The 20,847-nt window shown below is 40.2% G+C and carries 28 protein-coding genes, 1 tRNA gene and 2 pseudogenes; 13 read left to right on the forward strand and 18 right to left on the reverse strand.

Annotation, left to right across the window (positions count from 1 at the left end):
* From PSN35_RS00845 to PSN35_RS00855, 3 genes and pseudogenes are all read right to left on the reverse strand, one after another.
* Positions 1-134, reverse strand: a pseudogene (locus PSN35_RS00845) (thioredoxin family protein); the annotation flags it as partial.
* A 46-nt stretch (positions 135-180) separates the two neighbouring features.
* A complete protein-coding gene (locus tag PSN35_RS00850; protein WP_300028334.1) occupies positions 181-918 on the reverse strand; it encodes a tRNA threonylcarbamoyladenosine dehydratase in 738 nt (245 codons plus the stop codon).
* 18 nt (positions 919-936) lie between these two features.
* The gene (locus PSN35_RS00855) at positions 937-1,611 is read right to left on the reverse strand and encodes a TatD family hydrolase (protein ID WP_300028336.1); all 675 of its coding nucleotides are present in this window, start codon (positions 1,609-1,611) and stop codon (positions 937-939) included.
* A gap of 144 nt (positions 1,612-1,755) precedes the next feature.
* Between PSN35_RS00855 and rplM the strand changes: the two genes are divergently transcribed.
* Together rplM and rpsI are read left to right on the forward strand one after the other, a co-directional pair.
* Positions 1,756-2,184 carry a 50S ribosomal protein L13 gene (rplM, locus tag PSN35_RS00860; protein ID WP_300028338.1) on the forward strand — a complete coding sequence of 143 codons (429 nt, stop codon included), beginning with the start codon at positions 1,756-1,758 and terminating at the stop codon, positions 2,182-2,184.
* 13 nt (positions 2,185-2,197) lie between these two features.
* Positions 2,198-2,593: a 30S ribosomal protein S9 gene (rpsI, locus tag PSN35_RS00865; RefSeq protein WP_300028341.1), complete on the forward strand. Its 396-nt coding sequence runs from the start codon at positions 2,198-2,200 to the stop codon at positions 2,591-2,593.
* A gap of 52 nt (positions 2,594-2,645) precedes the next feature.
* On the opposite strand, the gene PSN35_RS00870 is transcribed toward rpsI, so the two are convergent.
* The 12 genes from PSN35_RS00870 to PSN35_RS00925 all read right to left on the reverse strand — a co-directional run bounded on the left by PSN35_RS00870 (position 2,646) and on the right by PSN35_RS00925 (position 11,802).
* The gene (locus PSN35_RS00870) at positions 2,646-3,368 is read right to left on the reverse strand and encodes a glucosaminidase domain-containing protein (protein ID WP_300028343.1); all 723 of its coding nucleotides are present in this window, start codon (positions 3,366-3,368) and stop codon (positions 2,646-2,648) included.
* Positions 3,349-3,873, reverse strand: a complete 525-nt coding sequence (locus PSN35_RS00875; RefSeq protein WP_300028345.1) for a histidine phosphatase family protein — start codon at positions 3,871-3,873, stop codon at positions 3,349-3,351. Before PSN35_RS00875 ends, PSN35_RS00870 begins: the two co-directional genes overlap by 20 nt.
* Entirely contained in the window at positions 3,870-4,847 is a 978-nt protein-coding gene (locus tag PSN35_RS00880; RefSeq protein WP_300028347.1) for an NAD(P)H-dependent glycerol-3-phosphate dehydrogenase, read from the reverse strand. The genes PSN35_RS00875 and PSN35_RS00880 overlap by 4 nt, the downstream gene beginning before the upstream one ends.
* Positions 4,847-5,098, reverse strand: a complete 252-nt coding sequence (locus PSN35_RS00885) for a glutaredoxin domain-containing protein (protein WP_300028349.1) — start codon at positions 5,096-5,098, stop codon at positions 4,847-4,849. The genes PSN35_RS00880 and PSN35_RS00885 overlap by 1 nt, the downstream gene beginning before the upstream one ends.
* Positions 5,099-5,115: 17 nt before the next feature.
* Entirely contained in the window at positions 5,116-5,535 is a 420-nt protein-coding gene (locus PSN35_RS00890; protein ID WP_300028351.1) for a rhodanese-like domain-containing protein, read from the reverse strand.
* Between the two features lie 5 nt (positions 5,536-5,540).
* Positions 5,541-6,125 (reverse strand): aminodeoxychorismate/anthranilate synthase component II, encoded by a 585-nt coding sequence (locus PSN35_RS00895; protein WP_300028353.1) that lies wholly within the window; start codon positions 6,123-6,125, stop codon positions 5,541-5,543.
* An 8-nt stretch (positions 6,126-6,133) separates the two neighbouring features.
* Positions 6,134-6,847 carry a carboxy-S-adenosyl-L-methionine synthase CmoA gene (gene cmoA / locus PSN35_RS00900; RefSeq protein ID WP_300028355.1) on the reverse strand — a complete coding sequence of 238 codons (714 nt, stop codon included), beginning with the start codon at positions 6,845-6,847 and terminating at the stop codon, positions 6,134-6,136.
* Complete coding sequence (locus PSN35_RS00905; protein WP_300028357.1) at positions 6,840-7,310, reverse strand: chorismate lyase; 471 nt, start codon at positions 7,308-7,310, stop codon at positions 6,840-6,842. Before PSN35_RS00905 ends, cmoA begins: the two co-directional genes overlap by 8 nt.
* Positions 7,311-7,325: 15 nt before the next feature.
* A complete protein-coding gene (gene recG, locus PSN35_RS00910) occupies positions 7,326-9,392 on the reverse strand; it encodes an ATP-dependent DNA helicase RecG (protein ID WP_300028390.1) in 2,067 nt (688 codons plus the stop codon).
* Between the two features lie 4 nt (positions 9,393-9,396).
* Positions 9,397-9,804 (reverse strand): RidA family protein, encoded by a 408-nt coding sequence (locus tag PSN35_RS00915; RefSeq protein ID WP_300028359.1) that lies wholly within the window; start codon positions 9,802-9,804, stop codon positions 9,397-9,399.
* Positions 9,805-9,893: 89 nt separating this feature from the next.
* Positions 9,894-11,612 carry a protein adenylyltransferase SelO family protein gene (locus PSN35_RS00920; protein ID WP_300028361.1) on the reverse strand — a complete coding sequence of 573 codons (1,719 nt, stop codon included), beginning with the start codon at positions 11,610-11,612 and terminating at the stop codon, positions 9,894-9,896.
* Between the two features lie 103 nt (positions 11,613-11,715).
* Positions 11,716-11,802 (reverse strand) — tRNA-Leu (locus PSN35_RS00925).
* Between the two features lie 91 nt (positions 11,803-11,893).
* Here PSN35_RS00925 and PSN35_RS00930 point away from each other — a divergent pair.
* The 5 genes from PSN35_RS00930 (at position 11,894) to PSN35_RS00950 (ending at position 16,182) form a co-directional block, all read left to right on the forward strand.
* Positions 11,894-12,103: a PP0621 family protein gene (locus PSN35_RS00930; protein ID WP_300028363.1), complete on the forward strand. Its 210-nt coding sequence runs from the start codon at positions 11,894-11,896 to the stop codon at positions 12,101-12,103.
* Between the two features lie 3 nt (positions 12,104-12,106).
* Positions 12,107-12,754, forward strand: a complete 648-nt coding sequence (locus PSN35_RS00935) for an inner membrane-spanning protein YciB (protein WP_300028365.1) — start codon at positions 12,107-12,109, stop codon at positions 12,752-12,754.
* A gap of 9 nt (positions 12,755-12,763) precedes the next feature.
* Positions 12,764-13,840, forward strand: a complete 1,077-nt coding sequence (gene gcvT / locus PSN35_RS00940) for a glycine cleavage system aminomethyltransferase GcvT (protein WP_300028367.1) — start codon at positions 12,764-12,766, stop codon at positions 13,838-13,840.
* A 139-nt stretch (positions 13,841-13,979) separates the two neighbouring features.
* Positions 13,980-14,354, forward strand: a complete 375-nt coding sequence (gene gcvH / locus PSN35_RS00945) for a glycine cleavage system protein GcvH (protein WP_300028369.1) — start codon at positions 13,980-13,982, stop codon at positions 14,352-14,354.
* Between the two features lie 10 nt (positions 14,355-14,364).
* Positions 14,365-16,182: an RNB domain-containing ribonuclease gene (locus tag PSN35_RS00950; protein ID WP_300028371.1), complete on the forward strand. Its 1,818-nt coding sequence runs from the start codon at positions 14,365-14,367 to the stop codon at positions 16,180-16,182.
* Here the strand turns inward: PSN35_RS00950 and PSN35_RS00955 are convergent.
* A complete protein-coding gene (locus PSN35_RS00955; protein WP_300028373.1) occupies positions 16,159-16,905 on the reverse strand; it encodes a UDP-2,3-diacylglucosamine diphosphatase in 747 nt (248 codons plus the stop codon). The genes PSN35_RS00950 and PSN35_RS00955 overlap by 24 nt on opposite strands.
* 28 nt (positions 16,906-16,933) lie before the next feature.
* A complete protein-coding gene (locus PSN35_RS00960) occupies positions 16,934-17,419 on the reverse strand; it encodes a peptidylprolyl isomerase (protein ID WP_300028375.1) in 486 nt (161 codons plus the stop codon).
* A 113-nt stretch (positions 17,420-17,532) separates the two neighbouring features.
* On the opposite strand from PSN35_RS00960, the gene rplU reads away from it, so the two are divergent.
* The 6 genes from rplU to fabG all read left to right on the forward strand — a co-directional run bounded on the left by rplU (position 17,533) and on the right by fabG (position 20,485).
* Entirely contained in the window at positions 17,533-17,844 is a 312-nt protein-coding gene (rplU, locus tag PSN35_RS00965) for a 50S ribosomal protein L21 (protein ID WP_300028378.1), read from the forward strand.
* A gap of 10 nt (positions 17,845-17,854) precedes the next feature.
* Entirely contained in the window at positions 17,855-18,112 is a 258-nt protein-coding gene (gene rpmA / locus PSN35_RS00970; protein WP_300028380.1) for a 50S ribosomal protein L27, read from the forward strand.
* A 103-nt stretch (positions 18,113-18,215) separates the two neighbouring features.
* Positions 18,216-18,458, forward strand: a complete 243-nt coding sequence (locus tag PSN35_RS00975; protein WP_300028382.1) for an AbrB/MazE/SpoVT family DNA-binding domain-containing protein — start codon at positions 18,216-18,218, stop codon at positions 18,456-18,458.
* The gene (locus PSN35_RS00980; protein ID WP_300028384.1) at positions 18,446-18,760 is read left to right on the forward strand and encodes a type II toxin-antitoxin system PemK/MazF family toxin; all 315 of its coding nucleotides are present in this window, start codon (positions 18,446-18,448) and stop codon (positions 18,758-18,760) included. Before PSN35_RS00975 ends, PSN35_RS00980 begins: the two co-directional genes overlap by 13 nt.
* 38 nt (positions 18,761-18,798) lie before the next feature.
* Complete coding sequence (fabD, locus tag PSN35_RS00985; protein ID WP_300028386.1) at positions 18,799-19,728, forward strand: ACP S-malonyltransferase; 930 nt, start codon at positions 18,799-18,801, stop codon at positions 19,726-19,728.
* A gap of 10 nt (positions 19,729-19,738) precedes the next feature.
* Positions 19,739-20,485, forward strand: a complete 747-nt coding sequence (gene fabG, locus PSN35_RS00990; protein ID WP_300028388.1) for a 3-oxoacyl-ACP reductase FabG — start codon at positions 19,739-19,741, stop codon at positions 20,483-20,485.
* A 278-nt stretch (positions 20,486-20,763) separates the two neighbouring features.
* On the opposite strand, the pseudogene PSN35_RS00995 reads toward fabG, so the two are convergent.
* Positions 20,764-20,847: pseudogene (locus PSN35_RS00995) on the reverse strand (type II toxin-antitoxin system RelE/ParE family toxin); the annotation flags it as partial.

A 20,847-nucleotide genomic window follows, 5' to 3' on the forward strand; every position in this document is an offset into this window, starting at 1 on the left:
CAAATAAACATCACCAATAGGCCGTTTTCACCCTTACAACTGTCTAGCGTATGAATTTTTCCATCAACACCTTTTAGTTCAAAATTAACCGCCGGTGAATTAAAGTCACAAATTGGGGTTTGCGTACTAACCATTTTTTCTCCTTTTTTATATTTAGGAGGAAAGCCTTGCTTTCCTCCATTAAGATTTGAGTAATGTTTGAATGATATGCCCTGCCATCATTAGTCCAAAGATATTGGGCATATAGGAAATTGCACCATTCACAGCTCTAGGTCTTCCAGCTGGCGCTGTATCTGTTACGGTCACTGCTTTATGAGGTAGCGCTTTAATTTGTAATTCGGTAGAATGCACCACGGGAAATTTCATCGAGGCATGAATATTTCTAAGCTGTTTGCGCATTTCTCTGGCCAGAGCGCAATTTTGAGTTTTATCCATGCGCGAAATTTTTACCTGTGTCGGGTCTAATCTGCCACCAGCGCCCATGCTGGAAATAATTGGCATGTCCGATTTGTTACAACTATCAATTAAGACAGTTTTATAGGCAATGGCATCGATACAATCAGCAACAAAGCTTAAATCGCTCTCAGTAGCAATTGATTCAGCTTTTTGTCGATCAATAAATTCATCACGTTTCAAAATGACTGTATCAGGGTTGATATCATGTAATCGATCAGCCAACACATCTACCTTCTTGAGTCCCAAAGTAGAGTTAAGTGCAATAATTTGTCGGTTTAAGTCAGTTGCCTCAACGATATCAAAATCAATTAAGGTAAGTGTGCCAACACCAGCTCGACATAGACTTTCGGCGCAAGCGCCACCAACACCACCTAGACCAGCGATAAGTACATGTGATTCAGCTAATCTTGCCAAACCTTGTTGACCTAATAGTATTTCAGTACGTGCGCAACTTCCAGCCATTTTCCTCTCGTTTTTTTGCTATTTTAAATTAAATAGATTAACTGCGTTATTATCACATTGTTGCACAACTTCTTCTATAGGTATTTGTTTAAGGTTGGCAATTTCTTGTGCGACTAAAGATAAATCATTTGGATTGACATGATCATCCGTTTCAATGAGAATAAATTCAAGCGGACAGTTTTTAACAATTTGTCGAATTTTGGTAGACTGTTGGTTAAGAATTTGCATGCCAAAGCCAAGATAAAATCCCATATTGGTTAATTGTTTGGCTTGGGCTTCACTGCCAGAAAAGCCGTGAATCTCACCGATTAATTTTGGATGTTTTTTTAGTAAAAAAATAACATCCTCTGTCGCTTTAACCGCATGAATTATTACAGGAAGGTTGTATTTTTCTGCCATGATTAGCTGAGAATTAAAAAAATGCAGCTGGGTTTGTTTGTCAATATCTTTAAGGTAGTCTAGTCCACACTCACCAATGGCAACTGGATTATTGCACTTAATTAGATATTCAAGATAATCTAGATCTTGCTGCGTATGGGCATCAACCATCCACGGGTGAATGCCAAAAGCAAAATAAGGATACATTTGCACATCAATCCAATTTTGTTTGCCGATACTAGGCACTAGTGCCACTGCATTTTCTGCAATGGTATTTAGATTATCGAAATCAAGATGTGCATGGGAATTTATCATTAGGTGGATATAATAACCGCGAATCGTAAATAACGGCTTTTAAATAAAATAATTTAAGACAAAATTAATCGATAAGCTAACACTCAAAGTTAAAAGTGATTATAATAGTCCGATTATTCTGATTGAAGATACACACGAATTATTATGAAGACATTTAGCGCTAAAGCACATGAAGTAAAAAGAGATTGGCTCCTGGTTGACGCCGACGGTAAAACATTGGGTCGTTTGGCAACAGAAGTTGCATCTCGCCTTCGCGGCAAGCATAAGCCTGAGTACACGCCACATACAGATACTGGCGATTACATTGTAATTGTTAATGCTGAAAAGGTTAAAGTAACAGGCAAAAAATTTGATGACAAAATGTATCATCATCATACTGGCTATGTAGGTAACTTAAAATCAATTGCATTTAAAGATTTACAAGCTAAAAAACCAGAAGAAATTATCAACAAAGCTGTTAAAGGCATGTTGCCAAAAGGTCCTCTAGGCAGAGATATGTTTAGAAAGATGAAAGTATTTGCAGGTTCTGAGCACACACATGGTGCACAACAACCGCAAGTTTTAGATATTTAAGGTAAGAATTATTATGGCAAAGACAGAAACATTTTACGCAACAGGCAGAAGAAAGACATCAGTAGCTCGTGTTTACATGACGAAAGGTAAAGGTGTATTCACCGTTAATAAACGTCCAATGAATGAATATTTTGGTCGTGAAACTTCTTCAATGATCATTAACCAGCCGCTAGATACTGTTGAAATGAGAGATAAGTTTGATTTCAATATCATGGTGAGTGGTGGTGGTGATACAGGTCAAGCGGGTGCAATTCGTTTGGGTGTTACTCGTGCATTGATGGAGTATGACAATGAATTACGTGGTGATTTACGTAAAGCTGGTTTTGTTACTCGTGATGCTAGAATTGTAGAGCGTAAGAAAGTTGGCCGTAAGAAGGCGCGTAAGAGCGAGCAGTTCTCAAAACGTTAAATCGTTTTCAAGCTGTTACAAAAAAACCCGCTTTATGCGGGTTTTTTATTGGCTATGATTTGAAGTCGTACTGGTCTAGCTTGTTGTAACGGATAATAGATTGCACCGTCTCTACATAGTCATAACCAATTTCGGCATAGTTTTCCAGTCCTTCTGATAACGCAATGCCAGTAATGGGTAATTGTTGATCGCGTTTGCTTCGACGAATTTGCCTTAAAGTTTTGTAAGCGGAATTTCGATTGATTGAGCGCATATAGTATTCTATGCTTTTACTTAGTGAGGAGAATTTTGCCACTTCGTGAGTGGCGGCTTTATCTCGTTTTAATGGCACAATGCCACATCCTTTTTTAAAACACCAGAGTCCAAAAAAATTATGATAATATTTGGCAAACCGAGATCTACCCCAATTTGATTCATAGGCGCCTTGTGCCAAAATCAAGGAGGCGGGAACGACATCAACCCGAGTTAACAGCGTGTTGATATCGTCTTTTTCTACGCGGTAGTATTGATAAATCTTGTCGAGTTTGAATTGATTGATATTGCCTGTTTTAATATCGTGTCTAAGCTGGACTATTTTTTCATTTTGCTTGTTAATTTCAGGCAACAGGTATTTGAAAAAGGCATGTTTGCGTTCAGTAACATTGTTAATTTTTTCAAAATCTGGTGTTTGTAATGAGTTCATCCAAGATTCAAGACCCCAAAACTCATCCCCATGCGCTGTTGATGCGCTTAGCAGCGAGGCTAAAAGAATGGCTTTAAATTTCAAAATTTTCACAAGAGGCACTCATAACCTCTATTGTAAACATTTTTTCAATGGGTAAATTAAGTAGATGTGATTTAATTACGCGAATTACACCCGCGTGAGCCACAATTAAAATTGAGTTGGCTTCATGATTAACAATAGAGTTAAAGCTATTTAAGACACGATGTTGAAAATCATATAAGTTTTCAGCATTGGGCGGTTTGTTGTTAATAGGGTCCTGTTTAAAAGCATTAACACGATCCTGACCAATAGCTTGACTACTTAAACCCTGCCAATCACCAAAGCCTAATTCTGAAAAATCATCCAGTGTTATTAATTGTGCCTGTAGTTGTGTTTGCAAATGATCTGCAAAAGTATGGCAACGTGATAATGGCGATGTGGCAATTAACTCCCAAGATTGACCTTGGGTAGAGTCTAGCATTTGTTGCCAGCCTTTGTCTGTTAATGGATCATCCTGATTGCCTCGGTATATTCGCCCGCCAATTGGCTCTCCATGGCGCAATAAGCTAAGCTTCATTCATCAATTTGATCACGTGACATGAGGTGGTTGACCGCTTCTGTTGGGCTTACTTTGCCTTGGGTGACGTAATATACTTGTTCACAAATTGGCATTTCAACTTGTTGTTCAGTGGCAATTGATAAAATCAAATCCAGGGTGTTCAAGCCTTCGACTGTAGCGCCAACATTGATCAAAGCATTTTTAACGCTGTGATCATTGGCCAATTCCTTGCCAAAACGCCTGTTTCTAGATAGGTCATCAGAGCAAGTGAGTACCAAATCTCCCAATCCGGATAGACCGACAAAAGTATCAGGATTAGCGCCCATACTAATGCCTAATCGAGTCATTTCAGCTAGGCCTCGAGTAATTAGGGCTGCTTGCGTATTGATGCCGTAGCCTAGGCCAGAAGCGATACCAGCGGCAATTGCTAGAATATTTTTAACACTACCGCCAACTTCAACGCCAATAACATCTTTATTGGTATAGGCGCGCAATGTTTTTGTATGAATTAATTCAGCCCAGTGGCTCCGAGTCTTTTTATCTTTAGAGGCGGCAACCAGCGCAGTAGGTTTGTGACTAGCCACTTCAAAGGCGAAACTTGGCCCTGATAAGATGCAGCCCTGATGTGTGGGCAAAATACGCTCGAAACTTTGGTATAAGAAACAATGTGCACGAGTATCAAATCCCTTAGTGGCCCAGGCAATATTATGCTGCAAGGCTATTAAGGGTTTGAGTGTTTCCAGCACTTCGCTAAACGCGTAGCTAGGGGTTGCAATAAGAATATCATCCACATGCTTTAACACTTCAAAGCCATGAATAATTTCAATGTTGTCAGTGTAGGGTTTTGGTAGGGCATGATGCTGAGGCTTTAGTGTTTGAGACTCAGTTTTAGTGTGCGTATGAAGATAAATGGTGTCAAATTTATCACTTAGAGCAATTGCCAGAGCACTCCCCCAGGCGCCGGCGCCAATAATGCTAAGTTTGTTACTCATTACTGAGCCAGTATTTTATCCAATTTGCCCGATTGGTCGGCTGCACTTAAATCATCAAAGCCGCCAATATGCGTACCATTAATAAATACTTGCGGCACAGTATTTCTACCAGTTAATTCCATGACTTCATCCCAGTCACTTGGACTTTTAACATAATGCTTCTTAAAAGGTATACCGCGTCTTTCAAGCAATTGGTAAGCACGCTGGCAAAAAGGACAGGCATCGCTGCAGTAAATTTTATTTTTTTTCATAATCGTACCTTTAGTAATTAAGTGCTAACAGGCATTTTTGCTCTTTTCCAAGCCTGAATGCCACCTTTAAGATTGTATACTTTTTCGTACTCGTTTCGGGTTAATAATCCGGCAATATGTGCAGAACGCGAACCGCTACGACAATAAACCAGAATTGATTTGTTTTTATCTAGTTTACTCAATTGATTTTTAACATCACTTAGTGGAATGTGAACATCGCCTTTAATGTAACCAGCCTTTCTTTCTTTTTGTTCCCTAACATCTAAAATAATTAAATTATCGTCATCCATTAGTTCGGTAGCGGCGTTAGCATCAATGTCTTCATATTTTTTTAATTTGTCTGCGACGATATTGCCAATAAGTAGGGCGATTAAAACAAATAGTGTAATGGTTGTGAATAGCTGATCGTCTGCTAATAAAAAGTCAATAATTTCCATGGTGGTTAGGTTTTTCCTTGTAAAAAGTTGTTAAGCATCTCATGACCTTGTTCAGTCAAAATAGATTCCGGGTGAAATTGAACACCTTCAAGTGCAAAATCTTTATGTCGAATGCCCATAATTTCGTCGATGTCACCCGCCTCATTTTCAGTCCAAGCGGTTGTTGTAAAGCAATCAGGCAGAGTGAGTTGGTCGGCAACCAGCGAATGATACCGAGTGGCATTCAATGGATTTTTTAAATCACTGAACATGCCACTGTTGGTGTGATGAACTTTAGAAATTTTTCCGTGCATAATTTCCTTAGCGCCAATAACCTTGCCACCAAATGCTTGAACCATTGCTTGAAAGCCTAAGCAAACACCCATCATTGGAATTTTTCCACTAAAGTGTTGAATGGCTTCAATGGAAATTCCTGCCTCGTTTGGTGTGCAAGGGCCAGGTGAGATAACCAAAAATTCAGGGTTTAGTTGCTCAATTTCCTCAATGGTAATTTCATCATTACGATGGACTTCAACCACTTGCCCCAGCTCGCCAAAATACTGCACCAGGTTATAGGTAAATGAGTCGTAATTGTCAATCATGAGTAACATAGTGAGGCCTATTTTACCGCTAAAAAGGATGCAAAGTTAAGACACTGAAAATGACAAGTACTGGTGTTAAATCCAGCTGTTTTAAAACGCTGAAAGTGCGTTTGTTTGTCGTCCGTAATTAATACATTTTCAATAGATTGGCGTTTGGCTGCAATTTCAAGTTCACTGTAGCCGTTAGCTCGTTTAAAGTCTAAGTGCAGATCGGTCATTAACTGTTGTTTGTGTGGGTCGTTAAAATGAATTTTTTCAGACACGATTAAAGCGCCATCCGGGTTTAACCCTTGGTAAATTTTATTAATCAAGGTTTGCCTATTTTCAGGACTAATAAATTGCAAGGTTAGATTTAACACGACCAGTGAAGCATTGTTAAATTTAATGGTGTTAATGTCAGCACAGATAACATCCGCATAATCAACCACTGACTCTAGGTTTGCTTTGCATTTTTTTGTCATGCTGGGCGAGTTATCCACAGCAATAATTCGATTATTAGTATGTGGGTTATTAACGCCAATAGCAACTGAAGTAGTGCCCGTAGAGGCGCCTAAATCATAGTAATTAGTATTTTCCTGGCCATAGGTTTTAACACTTAGGCCGATCATCTCAATCATCGCTTGATAGCCAGGAACGCTACGCCTTACCATGTCGTCAAACACATTGGCCACTTGTGCATCAAAGGTAAAGTTAACCAAATCGTTATCTTGATTAAACAGTTGATCACGCATATAAACTTTCCATGAAAAATTCACTTACTAATAGTTTGGTACTGCCTAAGGTGAACAAGGATCTTCTCCCCCAAACAGTGCCAGTATGGGTGATTTGCATAGGGCTGCGTTGAATATCGGCCTGGTTAAATAAAACCTCGCCCAGAGGTTTGGCACCAATTTCAAGAATTTGTTTGGTATCAGGTGTTATTGGAATGACTGATCGCGCAAAAACCACCACTTGGCCATCACCCATTAATTCCACTTCACGAACCACGCATAATTCGTCAGTTTGCATGATTTCAGCTTCGTGTGCATGTGGTTGTGTTTGCTGTTGAGAAAGCACAGCGAGCGAAAAATCTGTAAACATTGATTTGAGCTTAGCGGTTAATGAGTGTTCATCATTAAGCCATAATTGTACGGATTTTGGTGCCTCATCCAGTGTGTATAAACTTTGCCAGATTAAGGATTCTGTATTAATCATGGTGTGTATTTTAGGCTAAGTGTTGGCATATTGAGTCTTGTCGTGTGTAATCCAACGATTAATTAATGCTTGTTGTTGATTTTCATCAAACTGTAAAAACTCAAGCGCATAATAATTAACCTGTTTAAGTAGATAGCCATCGCGCACAATATTAGCTATTTTCATATTAGCAATGCCAGTTTGCTGTGTACCGAGTATTTCGCCAGGACCGCGCAATTCTAGATCTTTATTAGCGATTTTGAATCCGTCGTTAGTTTGCCTTAAAATATCCAAACGCTCTATAGCATTACTGCTTAGTGGTGCCTGGTACATCAAAATACAAATACTTGCCTCTGAACCTCGACCCACTCGACCGCGCAATTGATGCAGTTGCGCCAAACCTAACCGTTCGGCATTTTCAATCACCATGAGCGAGGCATTTGGCACATTAACACCGACTTCAATAACGGTGGTGGCGACTAAAACATCAATATCGCCCCGACTAAAGCGACTCATAATATCGCTTTTTTCTTGTTTATTCATCTTTCCGTGAATAAGAACGATAGATAAATCAGCTAAATTTTCTTGTAGGAATTCAAGTGTATTTGTGGCAGATTGTGCACGCAATACTTCAGATTCTTCAATTAACGTACAAACCCAATAAACTTGATTATTTTGCGCACAAACCTGTTTGATCTTTTCCAGCACCTTGTCTTTTTTATCGTTCGCTAAAGCTACAGTCTGGATCGGGCTTCTGCCAGGGGGTAGTTCATCAATAATAGATGAATCCAAATCAGCATAGGCACTCATGGTCAAAGAACGCGGGATTGGTGTTGCCGTCATCACCAGCTGGTGTGGCGTATTATGTGCTTTTTGCGCAAGAGAGAGGCGTTGATGGACGCCAAATTTGTGTTGCTCGTCAATGATGATTAATCCTAATCTGTTAAATTTAACCGTTTCTTGAAATAAAGAATGCGTACCAATCACAACCTGTGCTTCACCGGAATTAATCAGCGCAAGTTGCTCATGACGCTCTGAACTGTTTTGAGAGCCAGTTAATAAAGCAGTTTTAATACCGAGTGGTTCTAGGTAGTCACTAAATCCATGAAAATGCTGATGCGCTAAAATCTCTGTTGGTGCCATCACCGCTGCCTGAAATCCGTTTTCAACTGCTTGCAAACAAGCGAATACGGCGACAATGGTTTTTCCAGAGCCCACGTCGCCTTGCAATAATCTTAGCATAGGGTGATTTGAGCTGAGATCAGTATTAATCTCATCAACACTGTGCTGTTGTGCTGTGGTTAATTCAAAGCCTAAATTGTCAGACAATTGATTAGATAGGTTGTCTGAAATTTTAAAAATATTGGAAATTTTGAGTTTGCGCTCATTTTTGAGCTTGAGTAGACTCAGTTGTTGGGCACAAAGCTCTTCAATAATCAATCTTTGTTGAGAAATGTGCCTAAAATTGGCTATTTGGTCGATATTATCATCAATTTTAGGGTGATGTAGGGTGTGCAGTGCTTGTTTTAAAGTTGGCATGGGGTTTTTTGCCAAATTTTCAAAATTGTCGATTAAATTCGATTTTTTTAAAGTTTCCAACGCAATATCAATCCATTTTTTTAATTGTGGCTGATGAATGCCTGCGGTTAATGGATAAACAGGGCTTAGGGTTTTTTCTAATAAAGTGGGCTGGCCTTTGGAGATTAAACGATATTCTGGATGATGCATCTCTAATCCGTCACGTCCAATTTTCAGCTCGCCGAAGCACTGAATAATGTCTCCTCGGGTGAGCTGTTGTTTTTGATGTTGATTAAAATGGAAAAACCGCAAAATTAAACTTCGATTGTGTTCATCGGATAAATAACACAAAAGTTGGCGCTGGCGTGTAGGCACTTCTTCGATTCGATCAATGGTTAATTGCACTAATATCTCAGTGCCAACCTGCGCTTGGTTTAACGAGGCAAATTTAGTTTTATTTTGATAGCGACTGGGCAAATGAAACAACAAGTGCTCCAAATTATAAATGCCAATGGCATTAAGTTTTTCCTGCGCTTTAGGGCCTAATCCATTGATCGAAATAATCGGATCAGATAAATCATGCATGTTATTAGAAGTGGTAGCCACCTTCTTTAATAACCATAACACCATCCATTTCTACTCTGGAAAATTTTGGTAATTCGTTAATACCAACTGCAGCGCGTGCAGGATAAGGCTGGTCAAAATATTGCGACATAATTTCATTAACAATAGCAAAGTTATTAAGTTCAGTTAAGAAAATATTAAGTTTGACGATATCATTTAAATTACCACCTGAAGCTTTACAAACAGCACTAAGATTTTTAAACACTTGATGGATCTGTGCGCTAATATCACCCTCAACCATCTCCATAGTTTCAGGGATTAAGGGGATCTGGCCTGATAAATAAACCGTTGATCCGCCAGTTACATGAACTGCTTGAGAGTAGGTGCCAATCGCTTGCGGTGCTTGATCTGTTGAGATAATATTTTTTTGCATAATAGTTGTTTTAATCGTGATTATAAAATGAATTATAAACTACTTAGGTTGTCTACGAAGTGTTGCTAATTTAATCAGCCAAAAGGTTTTTATGATGAACAACTGTATTGCGTTAGTCCGCCAATGTTAAATAATTCAGCAGGTTTTAAGCGGTAATATTTCTCTTCAATTTCCTTAGATTGCTGCGCATAAGGTTGTGTTATCACCGCTTGTAATTCTCGAACTAATGTGTAATTTCGTTCGCTAGCTTGTTGATAGGCTGGCTTAACGAACCATTCGCGCAAACTGTATTTTGGGTTGATGAGCTTCATTTTTTCACAAAGTTTTTCGCGAGAATCGGTTTTAGTGGCTTTTAAGTTATCTGCACTGCAACTGAGTTGTTGCCATTGTTTAAGCCAATCAGACCAGTGTTCATCCATCTCTACTGAGATTGAATTTGTATAAAAGCTTTGTTTGAGTGGTGTCATATCTTGTGGGATTGATGACAATTCTCGAAAGAAAATAGTGTAATCCACCGGTGTTTTCATCATTAATGTTATCAGATCGCTAAATAGCTTAGCATTGAAATCAGCCAAGCCGAGTTTGTCAGCCCACATTCTCTGCATTTGTGTTTGCATGACTTGTGCAAAACTGTTTTTAATTTCTTCAAGCTCTTGAAGATGGCTTGAATGTGCGCTTAGCAAAGGCTCTACTGCCTTACAAAACATTTGAAAATTGCGCTCAGCTGCTACGGGTTGATTTAGAAATGCAAAGTGATCCCCGCCACCAGACCAGGGTTGATAATGCGGATTGAATTCATCGCAAAATCCAAATGGGCCGTAATCAAGGGTAAATCCACCCGCTGCACAATTGTCACTATTAAAATTTCCCTGGCAATAGCCAACGCGTATCCAGTTCGCCACAAGTGACGTAAGTCGGCCACGGAACTCACGTGCGAGCAATACTATTTTTTCTTCGGTGTTTAGTTTTTTGTCAATGACGTTAGCGTACTCACGATCAATCAAATGTAGCGCAATCATCTCTAGCTCTTGCAGCGCTTTTGGGTGTTCATTCTTGCGAGCACGGCGGCCAAACAGCTCAAGCTGACCAACTCGAATAAATGAAGGCGCCACCCGTGTTGAAATGGCGACCGATTCTGATACAAGCACATCAGGATCCATCGAATGTGAGTCTTCTGAATACCAAGGGCGATTAACTTTTTCTGATGTTGAAACATACAAACTGAGTGACCTTGAGGTGGGCACCCCAAGCGCATGCATATGTTCCTGGGCTAAAAATTCGCGAATACTTGAACGTAGAACAGCGCGCCCATCTGCACCCCGGCAATAAGGGGTGCGTCCACCGCCTTTGAGTTGCATTTCCCAGCGTTGATTATTGATAACCGCTTCTAGTACTGAAACTGCACGTCCATCGCCATAACCATTGCCCGTTTGAAATGGACATTGTTGATAGTATTCGGTGCCAAAAATAGATAAGGCATAACCCGTTGCCCAACCTGCTGTATGCATCGGTTTTGGAACGCTCGTACTGTCGCCAGAAAACAGCCGTATGAAATCATCAGTTTGCGCCAACTGATCTGAAAAACCGAGCTCTTTAAAAAAGACTTTGCTATGAGTAATATACTCTGGATCTTTAATAGGCGTAGGGTTGACACGCACATAATGACCGGTGAAAACTTGCCGAGTCTGATGATCAACGCCATCTGTTTTTGCCTCTGGATCGCTATTAAGTGTGTCGACAAACGAATAGTCGCAGAGTGCTGCTATGTCGTTGAGTGTTTTAATTTTCACCGGTGTTTTGTCTGCCATATGATTATTTTATATCAATGGTATTGAGAGTATTAATGGGAGTATAGATGCTTTTTATGTGGACAAAAAAAAGACTTCCGAAGAAGTCTTAATTGATTGAATATGGTGCCCGGGGCCGGAATCGAACCGGCACGCCCGTGAAGGCGCAGGATTTTAAGTCCTGTGTGTCTACCAATTTCACCACCCGGGCAGAAATGTGATTGTATTTTATAGACACATAAAAAGGGGAAATTATACACTCAAGCATTGGTAAAATTCTATTCTTTTGAGGCGAGTTTTTCATGGGAATTGTAAAGTTAATTATTGTTGTTTTGGTTGTTTGGCTAGGCTTTAGCATTTGGCGTAAATTAAGACAACCAAAAAATAGTAGCATGCCACAACCCTCGTCAACAAAGATGGTGTCATGTAGTGTTTGCAAAACACATGTGCCTGAAAATGAAGCCATTATCAAAGATGGCCAGATTTTTTGCTCTACAAAATGTTTAGGATAGCTTATGAAATTTTTACTTGATTTTTTCCCCATTGCCTTATTTTTTATCGTTTATAAGACCATGGGCTTGTATGCAGCAATCTACGCCATGATTGGCGCAACAGCTGTACAAATGTTAATTGCTCGCTATCAAACGGGCAAGTTTGAAAACACGCATCTGATTACCTTTGGGTTGTTAGTAGTACTTGGTGGTGTTACTTTGGCACTTAGAGATCCTGCATTTTTAATGTGGAAGGTGAGTGTGTTGTATGTTGTATTTGCTGCGGTATTAATTGTTAGTATTTGGGTTGGAAAAAAACCACTGCTTGAAAGAATGCTGGGCAAAGAGTTAGAATTGCCAGCGGCAGTATGGCGACAAATGAGCTGGATTTGGGGCTTGGGTTTTATAGGTATTGCTATTGTTAACGGTTATTATGTAAAGCTTGCGCTATCAGCTCGAGAGTTGTTGTTTTCATCCACAGACCTAGATCCTAAAATTGAACTAACAGAGCTAGATTGTGCAACCACCACTATGCAAGAGCTATGTTTGGTGGCACAACACACAGAAGAATCGTGGGTAAATTTCAAATTATTCGGTACTATGGGGCTTACTTTTATTTTGATTATTATCACAGTGGTAATGATTAGCAAATATACCAAACAGGAAGACTAGGAAAATATTATGAAACGTACCCCTTTATATCAAGCGCATGTTGACGCACAAGGAAAAATGGTTGATTTTGGTGGCTGGGAGATGCCACTGAATTATGGCTCGCAAATCCAAGAACATCATCAAGTCAGAACTGATGCTGGTATGTTTGACGTCTCTCACATGACAACAGTTGATTTTAAAGGTAAGCAAGCTAAGGTTTTTCTGCAAACGTTAATTGCGAATGATGTTGATAAATTAAAAACTCCAGGTAAGGCGTTGTACAGTTGTATGCTTAACGAAACTGGCGGTGTGGTTGATGATTTGATCGTTTACTATATTGATGACGAAAACTACCGAATGGTGATTAACGCGGGCACAACTGAAAAAGACATTGCCTGGATTAATGCACAAGCACAAGGTTTTGACGTGTCTGTTGAGCCTAAGTTAGATTTAGCCATGATTGCGGTTCAAGGCCCTAATGCACGTGAAAAAGTATTTGCTGCAATGCCTGGTGTAGAAGAAGTGGCAGGCGAGTTAAAACCGTTTAATGCGGCAAGCCTGGGCGGATTATTTATTGCCCGTACTGGCTATACCGGTGAAGATGGATTTGAAATTATGATTCCTGAAAAATCTGCAGAATTTACCTGGAAAATGTTACTTGAGGCAGACGTTAAGCCTTGCGGTTTGGGTGCGCGCGATACATTGCGTTTGGAAGCGGGCATGAGTTTGTACGGCTCGGAAATGAATGATGAAGTATCACCATTGGAAGCGGCACTCACTTGGACGGTTGACTTAAACAATGAAGATCGACAATTTGTTGGCCGTGAGGCGCTAGAAAAATTAAGAGATGATGGGGTTAAAAAAACCATTGTTGGTTTGATATTAGAAGGCAAGGGTGTGATTCGTGATCATCAAAAAGTAGTAACCGCTTTGGGTGAGGGTGAAGTGACTTCAGGTACTTTCTCACCAACCATGGGTAAGGCGATCGCACTGGCCAGCGTGCCAATGGGCACAACAGGATCGTGTGAAATTGAGATGCGAAATAAGTTGGTTTCCGCTAAAATAGTCAAACCGCCATTTGTAAGAAATGGCAAAGTATTAGTTTAAAAATTTTATTAAAGGAGATTGCAAGTATTTTTCTTATATACAAGGCTGATTTCTAAAATTCAAAGAAGTGTAGTTAATCTACACGACTGAGTATTTTAGAAATCTAACGCAGTAGATAGGAAAAAGAAGCAGTAATGTTATGAGTGAAGTAAGAGACGATAGGAAATACACCGAAACCCACGAATGGATTCTAGACAACGGTGATGGCACGTTCACCATGGGTGTTACTGATCATGCACAAGCTTTATTAGGCGATATGGTATTTGTTGAATTACCTGGTGAAGGCGATGAAGCTTCTCAAGAAGATGAGTTTTGTGTGGTGGAATCAGTTAAGGCCGCTAGTGGTGTTTATGCACCAGCTGATCTTGAGGTGGTTGAAGCTAATGAGGCGCTTGACGCAGAGCCAGAATTGGTGAACTCGAGTTGTTATGATGATGGTTGGTTGGTTAAATTTAAGGCAGACGGTATTGATGGATTAATGTCAGCTGAAGATTACACAGACACTCTAGACTAAGCAATTAGTCTTGGTTAACTCACTGGTTGCCTATAAAGGCAAGCCTGCACGCATTGCAAGTGTTGTTTCGAACAAATTTGAATTAGAATTTGTCGATGGCACAACGCGTAAAGTCAGAGAAAAAGATTTTAGATTTATTCATCCTGAGTTTACTCAGGTGAATGAGTCGTGTGCGCACGCTGATATGGAAGTGCTTGCAGACTTCCAAGAAGAAATACTAACACTGGAAGAAATTACTGAATGGCTGTTTGATGAGTATAGTGCACAAAGCGCTTGGTGTACGTGCTTGCTGGTTGAAGATGGGCTGCATTTTTATTGGCAGAAAGACAGTGTTTTTGTACGTCCAACAGCACAAGTTCAGGGGATTTTAGATAAGCGTAATGCTGAAAAAATTGCAGCTGAAAGCCTGCAGCATTGTATTGACAATCTGGCCAATAATACCTTTGATGAACAAGATGTGCCTTATCTAGAAGAAGCTGCTAAGGTAGCATTAAACCAGTCAAAGCATGCCAAAATTCTAGACCACGTCGGTGTTGAGAATAACGAAGAGTCTGCTTATAAATTCTTATTGAAAGTGGGTTACTTCTCTGATAGCTTTAATCCATATCCTGCCAAGTTTAGCATTCCAGAAGACAAAGAGATTGAAGTAAGTCTGCCAGAGATTGAGCGCGTTGATCTGACACACATGAACTGTTATGCGATTGACAACGAAGGCTCAAACGATGCCGACGATGCGATTAGTGTGGACGGCGATCGCCTTTGGATTCATATTGCTGATGTTTCAACCATTGTTGACTCTGGTTCGGAACTTGATGAATATGCTCGTGAGCGTGGTTCTAATTTGTACCTGCCAGAGCAAATTATTCATATGCTGCCAACTTCACTCACTAAAGCGCTTGCTTTAGGCGAAACTGAAACCTCACCAGCACTATCAATTGGTTTAAGCATGAATGAGGGTGTTATTAGCGACATTGAAGTAGTGCACAGTACTATCAAGGTAACCAATACTACCTATGAGGCGGTAGATGTGGAGTTGGAAAACAAGAGTAACGCTGATTTTTCCAACATTCAAACTTTCATTGATCAGCACAAAGCTTTTCGTGAAAAGAGTGGCTCGATTAGTTTAAATTTACCAAATGTTGATGTCAGATACATTGATGAAAAAGTGCAAATAGAGCCTCAGAAAACCAGCCCAAGTCGAGATTTTGTTGCAGAAGTTATGGTGACAGCGGGGCGCACCATTGCTCAATACGCGCAAGAAAATGATATTGTTATGCCGTACGCTTTGCAAGATGAAGGCGACTTCCCGCAAGAGATATTAGATAAAAAAGATAACTTGAGCACGGCTGAATCGTTTCAAGCCATTAAATTTTTCAAGCGTTCAGCTACCTCTATTAAGCCACTGTCGCATTACGGCTTAGGTCTTGATTCGTACTTGAGGATTACCAGCCCACTAAGACGCTACTATGATTTATTGGCGCATCAACAATTATCTAATTTTATTGCTGGCAAGCCAACACTAGATAAAAAACGCGTTAAGGAAATTATCGGCATTAATAACAACGCCTTGGCCGATGTTGGCCGCGTGACCCGCTTTAGTAATGATCATTACAAATGTTTATTTTTAAAGCGCAATCCTGGTTGGAAAGGTGAAGGTATCGTGGTCGATGTTCGTGGCGATAAAGCCTTGTTCATGATTCCTGAGGTTGGACTCATGGATCAAATCAAGTTTAAAGAAGGTCAAGTGCCGAAAGCTGATGAAAAAATGATGCTTAAGGTGGTTCGGGTTGATATGATGGAGCGATCAGCTAATTTCAAGCCGGCTTAACGATTGGCTGGTAATTTTAATGGCATTACCTTTAGAATCTGACCAATCCCCTAGTACGTAGCGCGTAAAGGTTTTTTCTGTATGCTTATTCAGCCGATGCGTATGCCCATGAATTAAATCCGCACCCGGATATTTACCCATCAATTCGTTAACTGTCTGTGGGTTTACATCCATAATTTCACGTGACTTAGCTTGCTGAGCATCAACACTCTTCTTGCGCAGTTGACCACTCAGTTTTAAACGCCATTGTTTGGGTAGGCGCACAAAGATAGCCTTAGTGATTGAATGCTGCAAGATTGATTTCATCTGCTGATAAGACTCATCATCCGTGCACAGCTCATCGCCATGGGTAAGTAGGTATTGATGTTTGCCGAGCTCCAATAGATAAGGTGTATTGATTAGCTTGCAGTTCGTCTGCTGAATAAATGCCTGGTTTAATAAGAAATCTCGATTTCCGGTCATGACAAGCACATCAACGCTTTTACTAAGATCTTTTAGTAGTTGAATGGTGGTTTGATAATGCGGTAGAGATAAATCATCCCCTAGCCAGGTATTAAATAAATCACCCAAAATAAACACCTGATCAGCAGACTGAGCCTGCTCGCAGAACTTTTCAAATAATTGGTTTTTCCTAACGTCACCAGCAAGCAAATGCAGGTCGGCAATAACCAGAACAGTTTTATCTGTTTGAACTATTTGCGAATGTGAATTAGCTTGAGACATAAAAAACCCGGTTGACCCGGGCTAACAATTATTTAAGGTAGGCTTTAGTTACAACCACCGAATCGTTTGGCACATCGGCGTGTCCTGCTTTATTGCCGGTTGAAACTTCATTAATTTTGTCAACCACATCAAAGCCGTCAACCACTTCACCAAATACACAGTAACCCCAGCCGTCTTGACCTGGAAAATCTAAAAAACCATTATCTTGTGTATTAATAAAGAACTGCGAGCTAGCCGAATGAGGTGCAGCTGTTCTAGCCATAGCCAATGAGTACTTAGCATTTTTAAGGCCGTTTTTTGCTTCGTTTTCAATTTCAGCATTGGTTGGCTTTTGCATCATATCCTCAGTAAAACCGCCACCTTGAATCATGAAGTTTTTGATAACACGGTGGAAAATAGTACCATCAAAAAAACCAGACTCTACATAGTCAGTAAAGTTTTTAGCACTAATAGGTGCGTTATCAGTATCTACTGATATGTGAATATCACCCATGTTTGTTTCAAAAATAATCATCGCTTAGTCATCCGTGTAAATAAAAATACAAATTATACTTAAAACAGCCTTTCATAAAACATCTCGTTGGCGTATAATTGCTTCTTTTTACGAATTCACATTTAGGTTTTATTATGTACGCAGTTATTAAAACAGGTGGTCAACAGTTTAGAGTAGCCGAAGGCACAACTTTAAAGGTTGAGAAGTTAGAAGTTGAGCCAGGCAAAAAAGTTACTTTTAAAGAAGTGCTAATGGTTGCTGATGGTGACAACGTTCAAATTGGCGCACCAACCGTTGCAAAAGCAACCGTTGAGGCTAAAGTTATTTCACAAGGCAAGGGCAAGAAGGTTCATATCTTGAAGTTCCGTCGTCGTAAGCACTCTATGAAGCAACAAGGTCATAGACAATTGTTTACTGAAATTGAAATCACAAAAATTAAGGCATAAGGAGTAACTCATGGCTCACAAAAAAGCAGGCGGTAGTACTAATAACGGTAGAGATTCCGTATCAAAAAGATTAGGTGTTAAGAGATTCGGCGGTCAAGCTGTATTAGCAGGCAACATTTTAGTACGTCAACGTGGCACTAAGTTCCACCCGGGTACTAACGTACGTAAAGGTAAAGACGATACTTTGTTTGCAACAGCAGACGGTAAAGTAGTTTTTGCTAAGAAAGGTAAGTTCATGCGTCAAACGGTTTCAATCGAAGCAGTATAGTTCGCAATAATAATTTATCTAAAAAGCGCCTTCCGGGCGCTTTTTTATTGCATAGTAAGATTATATGTTACAATAATGTTATAACAATTACTACATTCATAAAATGAAAACAACAATCCGACAAATAGGAAATTCAAAAGGCTTTATCGTTCCTGCCTCTATACTCGCACAAACGGGTGTCACAGGAGAAGTTGAAATGTTAGTTAAAGACCAAACAATTATCATATCTCCTCTTAAACCAAAAAAACGCGAAGGTTGGTTTGATAACTATAATGCTATAAAAGACATTAATGCCTGGGATGGTTTTGTCACACTTGAAAGTGAGAATGATGAATGGGAGTGGTAAAAAGAGGTGAAGTTTATTGGGTTAAGCTTGATCCTACTAAAGGCAGTGAGATTAGAAAAACACGCCCCTGTTTAGTTATTTCAACCAATGACATGAATAAAGTGTTGCCTAGAATTCTGATTGCACCAATTACTAGTAAAGGGCAGCCCCTAGGATGTAGACCGATTACTGAGCTTAATGGTAAAAACGCAAGAATATTGTTAGATCAAATTCGGAGTGTAGATAAATTAAGGTTGGGTAAAAAAATAGGCATCATATCACTTTCCATTTGGCATTCAGTTTTATTAGAGATGCTTGATTAATTCGCTAAAATAAACATAAACTAACCATCACTATTATTATGAAATACGCAATTGTTTTTCCAGGTCAAGGTTCACAATCCCTTGGCATGCTATCAGATCTTGCTGATAACTTTTCTATTGTTAAGGATACATTTACAGAGGCGTCGGACGCACTTGGTTTTGATCTTTGGCAATTAACACAAGAGGATCAAACCGCACTTAACCAAACGCAAAACACCCAGCCGGCAATGCTGGCTGCTGGTGTTGCAACTTATAGAGCATTGACGAGTGAAACTGAGTTGTCACCGGTTTGTATGGCAGGGCATTCTTTAGGTGAATACACCGCACTAGTGGCATCTGGTGCGCTTGATTTTTCTGATGGTGTTAAGCTAGTTCGCACACGTGCACAGCTTATGCAATCGGCAGTTCCCGAAGGTGTGGGCGCAATGGCAGCCATCCTAGGTTTAGAGGATGAGGTTGTGGTTAAAGTATGTGCTGATTATGCTGGCGAAGGTATCGTGCAAGCGGTAAACTTTAACTCAAATGGTCAGGTAGTGATTGCGGGTAATAAAGACGCAGTAGATGCAACCTGCGAGGCTATGAAAGCTGCAGGTGCAAAACGCGCCGTGGTATTGCCAGTTAGTGTACCTTCGCATTGTTCATTAATGGATGAGGCAGCAGCGGAGTTTAAAATAGCCGTAGACGCGGTGGAATTTAACATGGGAAATACGGATGTTTTGCATAATGTTGATGCGGCTAAAGCCACGGATTCAAACGACATGAAAGCAAAATTAGTGGCACAACTACACCAGCCAGTACTCTGGACAGGCACGGTAAAAGCTATGCACGCAATGGGCGTTGAAAAACTCATTGAGGCCGGCCCAGGCAAAGTGCTTGCAGGACTTACTAGAAGAATTGAAAAATCATTATCTGCAAACGCCGTGCTAGATTCAGCCAGCGTTGCGGCTACTTTAGAAGAAATTAAATAGAGGAAATATTATGTCAGACTTATCAGGAAAAATTGTTTTAGTAACGGGCGCTAGTCGCGGTATTGGCCAAGCTATTGCTTTATCTTTAGGTGCTGCTGGTGCAACGGTTATTGGTACAGCGACGAGTGGTAATGGTGCAGATGCTATTAGTGCTACCTTAAAAGACAACGGCGTTACTGGCGGTGGCATGGTGCTTAATGTGACCGATAATGATCAGATAGCTGAAGTGATGAAAAACATCACCGACACCTATGGTGCAGTTGATATTCTAATTAACAACGCCGGTATCACGCGTGACAATCTACTAATGCGTATGAAAGAAGATGAATGGGATGATATCATGAATACCAATTTGGCTTCGGTTTACAAAATGTCAAAAGCCGTTCTACGCGGTATGATGAAAAAACGTGCAGGTCGCATTATCTCTATCGCCTCAGTGGTGGGCGCCATGGGTAATGCCGGCCAAACCAACTACGCTGCTGCTAAGGCTGGCATTATGGGCTTTACCAAATCTTTGGCTCGTGAGGTTGGCCCACGCGGCATTACCGTTAATTGTGTAGCGCCAGGTTTTATCAAAACCGATATGACCGACGCACTACCTGAAGAACAAAAAGAAGCGCTAGCTAAGCAAATCCCAATGGGCCGTTTAGGTACAGTGGATGAGATTGCAGGTTCAGTGTTGTTCTTAGCGAGTGATGAGGGGGCGTATGTGACGGCCCAGACGCTACACGTTAATGGCGGTATGTACACCGTTTAGCTTCGTCTTTTTGTGGATTTCGTTGTTAAATCCATTTTCTACTTGATCGCATACCTCAATGTATGCTCACGGCGATAGAAAATAAATTTGCCTAGAAATCCTCAAAAATACTCGCTAAACAGAGAATCAATCATTTGCAATTAGCAAATTCCCAATCGTAATTATTAGCGCCTCAATCTGAATAAAAACTTCAGCTTGTTAATTCTTAAACAGTTTAATCTTGCAAAAAAATATTCGCTAAATCATTATCCAATCTAATGGTAATAAAAAACATCAGCTTAATGATAGTCATCTTCTCGCTGATGTCGAACAGCTAATATAGTGACCGTGTTATTATTTTCAATTTCAAATAAAGCCACATA

Origin of the sequence: Candidatus Thioglobus sp., from assembly GCF_028599055.1 — a bacterium.
Lineage (GTDB): Bacteria > Pseudomonadota > Gammaproteobacteria > PS1 > Pseudothioglobaceae > Thioglobus_A.

Bases quoted from the DNA above. Each gene is read 5' to 3' on its own strand.
- PSN35_RS00850 (WP_300028334.1), bottom strand. From the start codon at position 918: ATGGCTGGAAGTTGCGCACGTACTGAAATACTATTAGGTCAACAAGGT.
- PSN35_RS00855 (WP_300028336.1), bottom strand. From the start codon at position 1,611: ATGATAAATTCCCATGCACATCTTGATTTCGATAATCTAAATACCATT.
- rplM (WP_300028338.1), top strand. From the start codon at position 1,756: ATGAAGACATTTAGCGCTAAAGCACATGAAGTAAAAAGAGATTGGCTC.
- rpsI (WP_300028341.1), top strand. From the start codon at position 2,198: ATGGCAAAGACAGAAACATTTTACGCAACAGGCAGAAGAAAGACATCA.
- PSN35_RS00875 (WP_300028345.1), bottom strand. From the start codon at position 3,873: ATGAAGCTTAGCTTATTGCGCCATGGAGAGCCAATTGGCGGGCGAATA.
- PSN35_RS00880 (WP_300028347.1), bottom strand. From the start codon at position 4,847: ATGAGTAACAAACTTAGCATTATTGGCGCCGGCGCCTGGGGGAGTGCT.
- PSN35_RS00885 (WP_300028349.1), bottom strand. From the start codon at position 5,098: ATGAAAAAAAATAAAATTTACTGCAGCGATGCCTGTCCTTTTTGCCAG.
- PSN35_RS00890 (WP_300028351.1), bottom strand. From the start codon at position 5,535: ATGGAAATTATTGACTTTTTATTAGCAGACGATCAGCTATTCACAACC.
- PSN35_RS00895 (WP_300028353.1), bottom strand. From the start codon at position 6,125: ATGTTACTCATGATTGACAATTACGACTCATTTACCTATAACCTGGTG.
- cmoA (WP_300028355.1), bottom strand. From the start codon at position 6,847: ATGCGTGATCAACTGTTTAATCAAGATAACGATTTGGTTAACTTTACC.
- PSN35_RS00905 (WP_300028357.1), bottom strand. From the start codon at position 7,310: ATGATTAATACAGAATCCTTAATCTGGCAAAGTTTATACACACTGGAT.
- recG (WP_300028390.1), bottom strand. From the start codon at position 9,392: ATGCATGATTTATCTGATCCGATTATTTCGATCAATGGATTAGGCCCT.
- PSN35_RS00915 (WP_300028359.1), bottom strand. From the start codon at position 9,804: ATGCAAAAAAATATTATCTCAACAGATCAAGCACCGCAAGCGATTGGC.
- PSN35_RS00920 (WP_300028361.1), bottom strand. From the start codon at position 11,612: ATGGCAGACAAAACACCGGTGAAAATTAAAACACTCAACGACATAGCA.
- PSN35_RS00930 (WP_300028363.1), top strand. From the start codon at position 11,894: ATGGGAATTGTAAAGTTAATTATTGTTGTTTTGGTTGTTTGGCTAGGC.
- PSN35_RS00935 (WP_300028365.1), top strand. From the start codon at position 12,107: ATGAAATTTTTACTTGATTTTTTCCCCATTGCCTTATTTTTTATCGTT.
- gcvT (WP_300028367.1), top strand. From the start codon at position 12,764: ATGAAACGTACCCCTTTATATCAAGCGCATGTTGACGCACAAGGAAAA.
- gcvH (WP_300028369.1), top strand. From the start codon at position 13,980: ATGAGTGAAGTAAGAGACGATAGGAAATACACCGAAACCCACGAATGG.
- PSN35_RS00955 (WP_300028373.1), bottom strand. From the start codon at position 16,905: ATGTCTCAAGCTAATTCACATTCGCAAATAGTTCAAACAGATAAAACT.
- PSN35_RS00960 (WP_300028375.1), bottom strand. From the start codon at position 17,419: ATGATTATTTTTGAAACAAACATGGGTGATATTCACATATCAGTAGAT.
- rplU (WP_300028378.1), top strand. From the start codon at position 17,533: ATGTACGCAGTTATTAAAACAGGTGGTCAACAGTTTAGAGTAGCCGAA.
- rpmA (WP_300028380.1), top strand. From the start codon at position 17,855: ATGGCTCACAAAAAAGCAGGCGGTAGTACTAATAACGGTAGAGATTCC.
- PSN35_RS00975 (WP_300028382.1), top strand. From the start codon at position 18,216: ATGAAAACAACAATCCGACAAATAGGAAATTCAAAAGGCTTTATCGTT.
- PSN35_RS00980 (WP_300028384.1), top strand. From the start codon at position 18,446: ATGGGAGTGGTAAAAAGAGGTGAAGTTTATTGGGTTAAGCTTGATCCT.
- fabD (WP_300028386.1), top strand. From the start codon at position 18,799: ATGAAATACGCAATTGTTTTTCCAGGTCAAGGTTCACAATCCCTTGGC.
- fabG (WP_300028388.1), top strand. From the start codon at position 19,739: ATGTCAGACTTATCAGGAAAAATTGTTTTAGTAACGGGCGCTAGTCGC.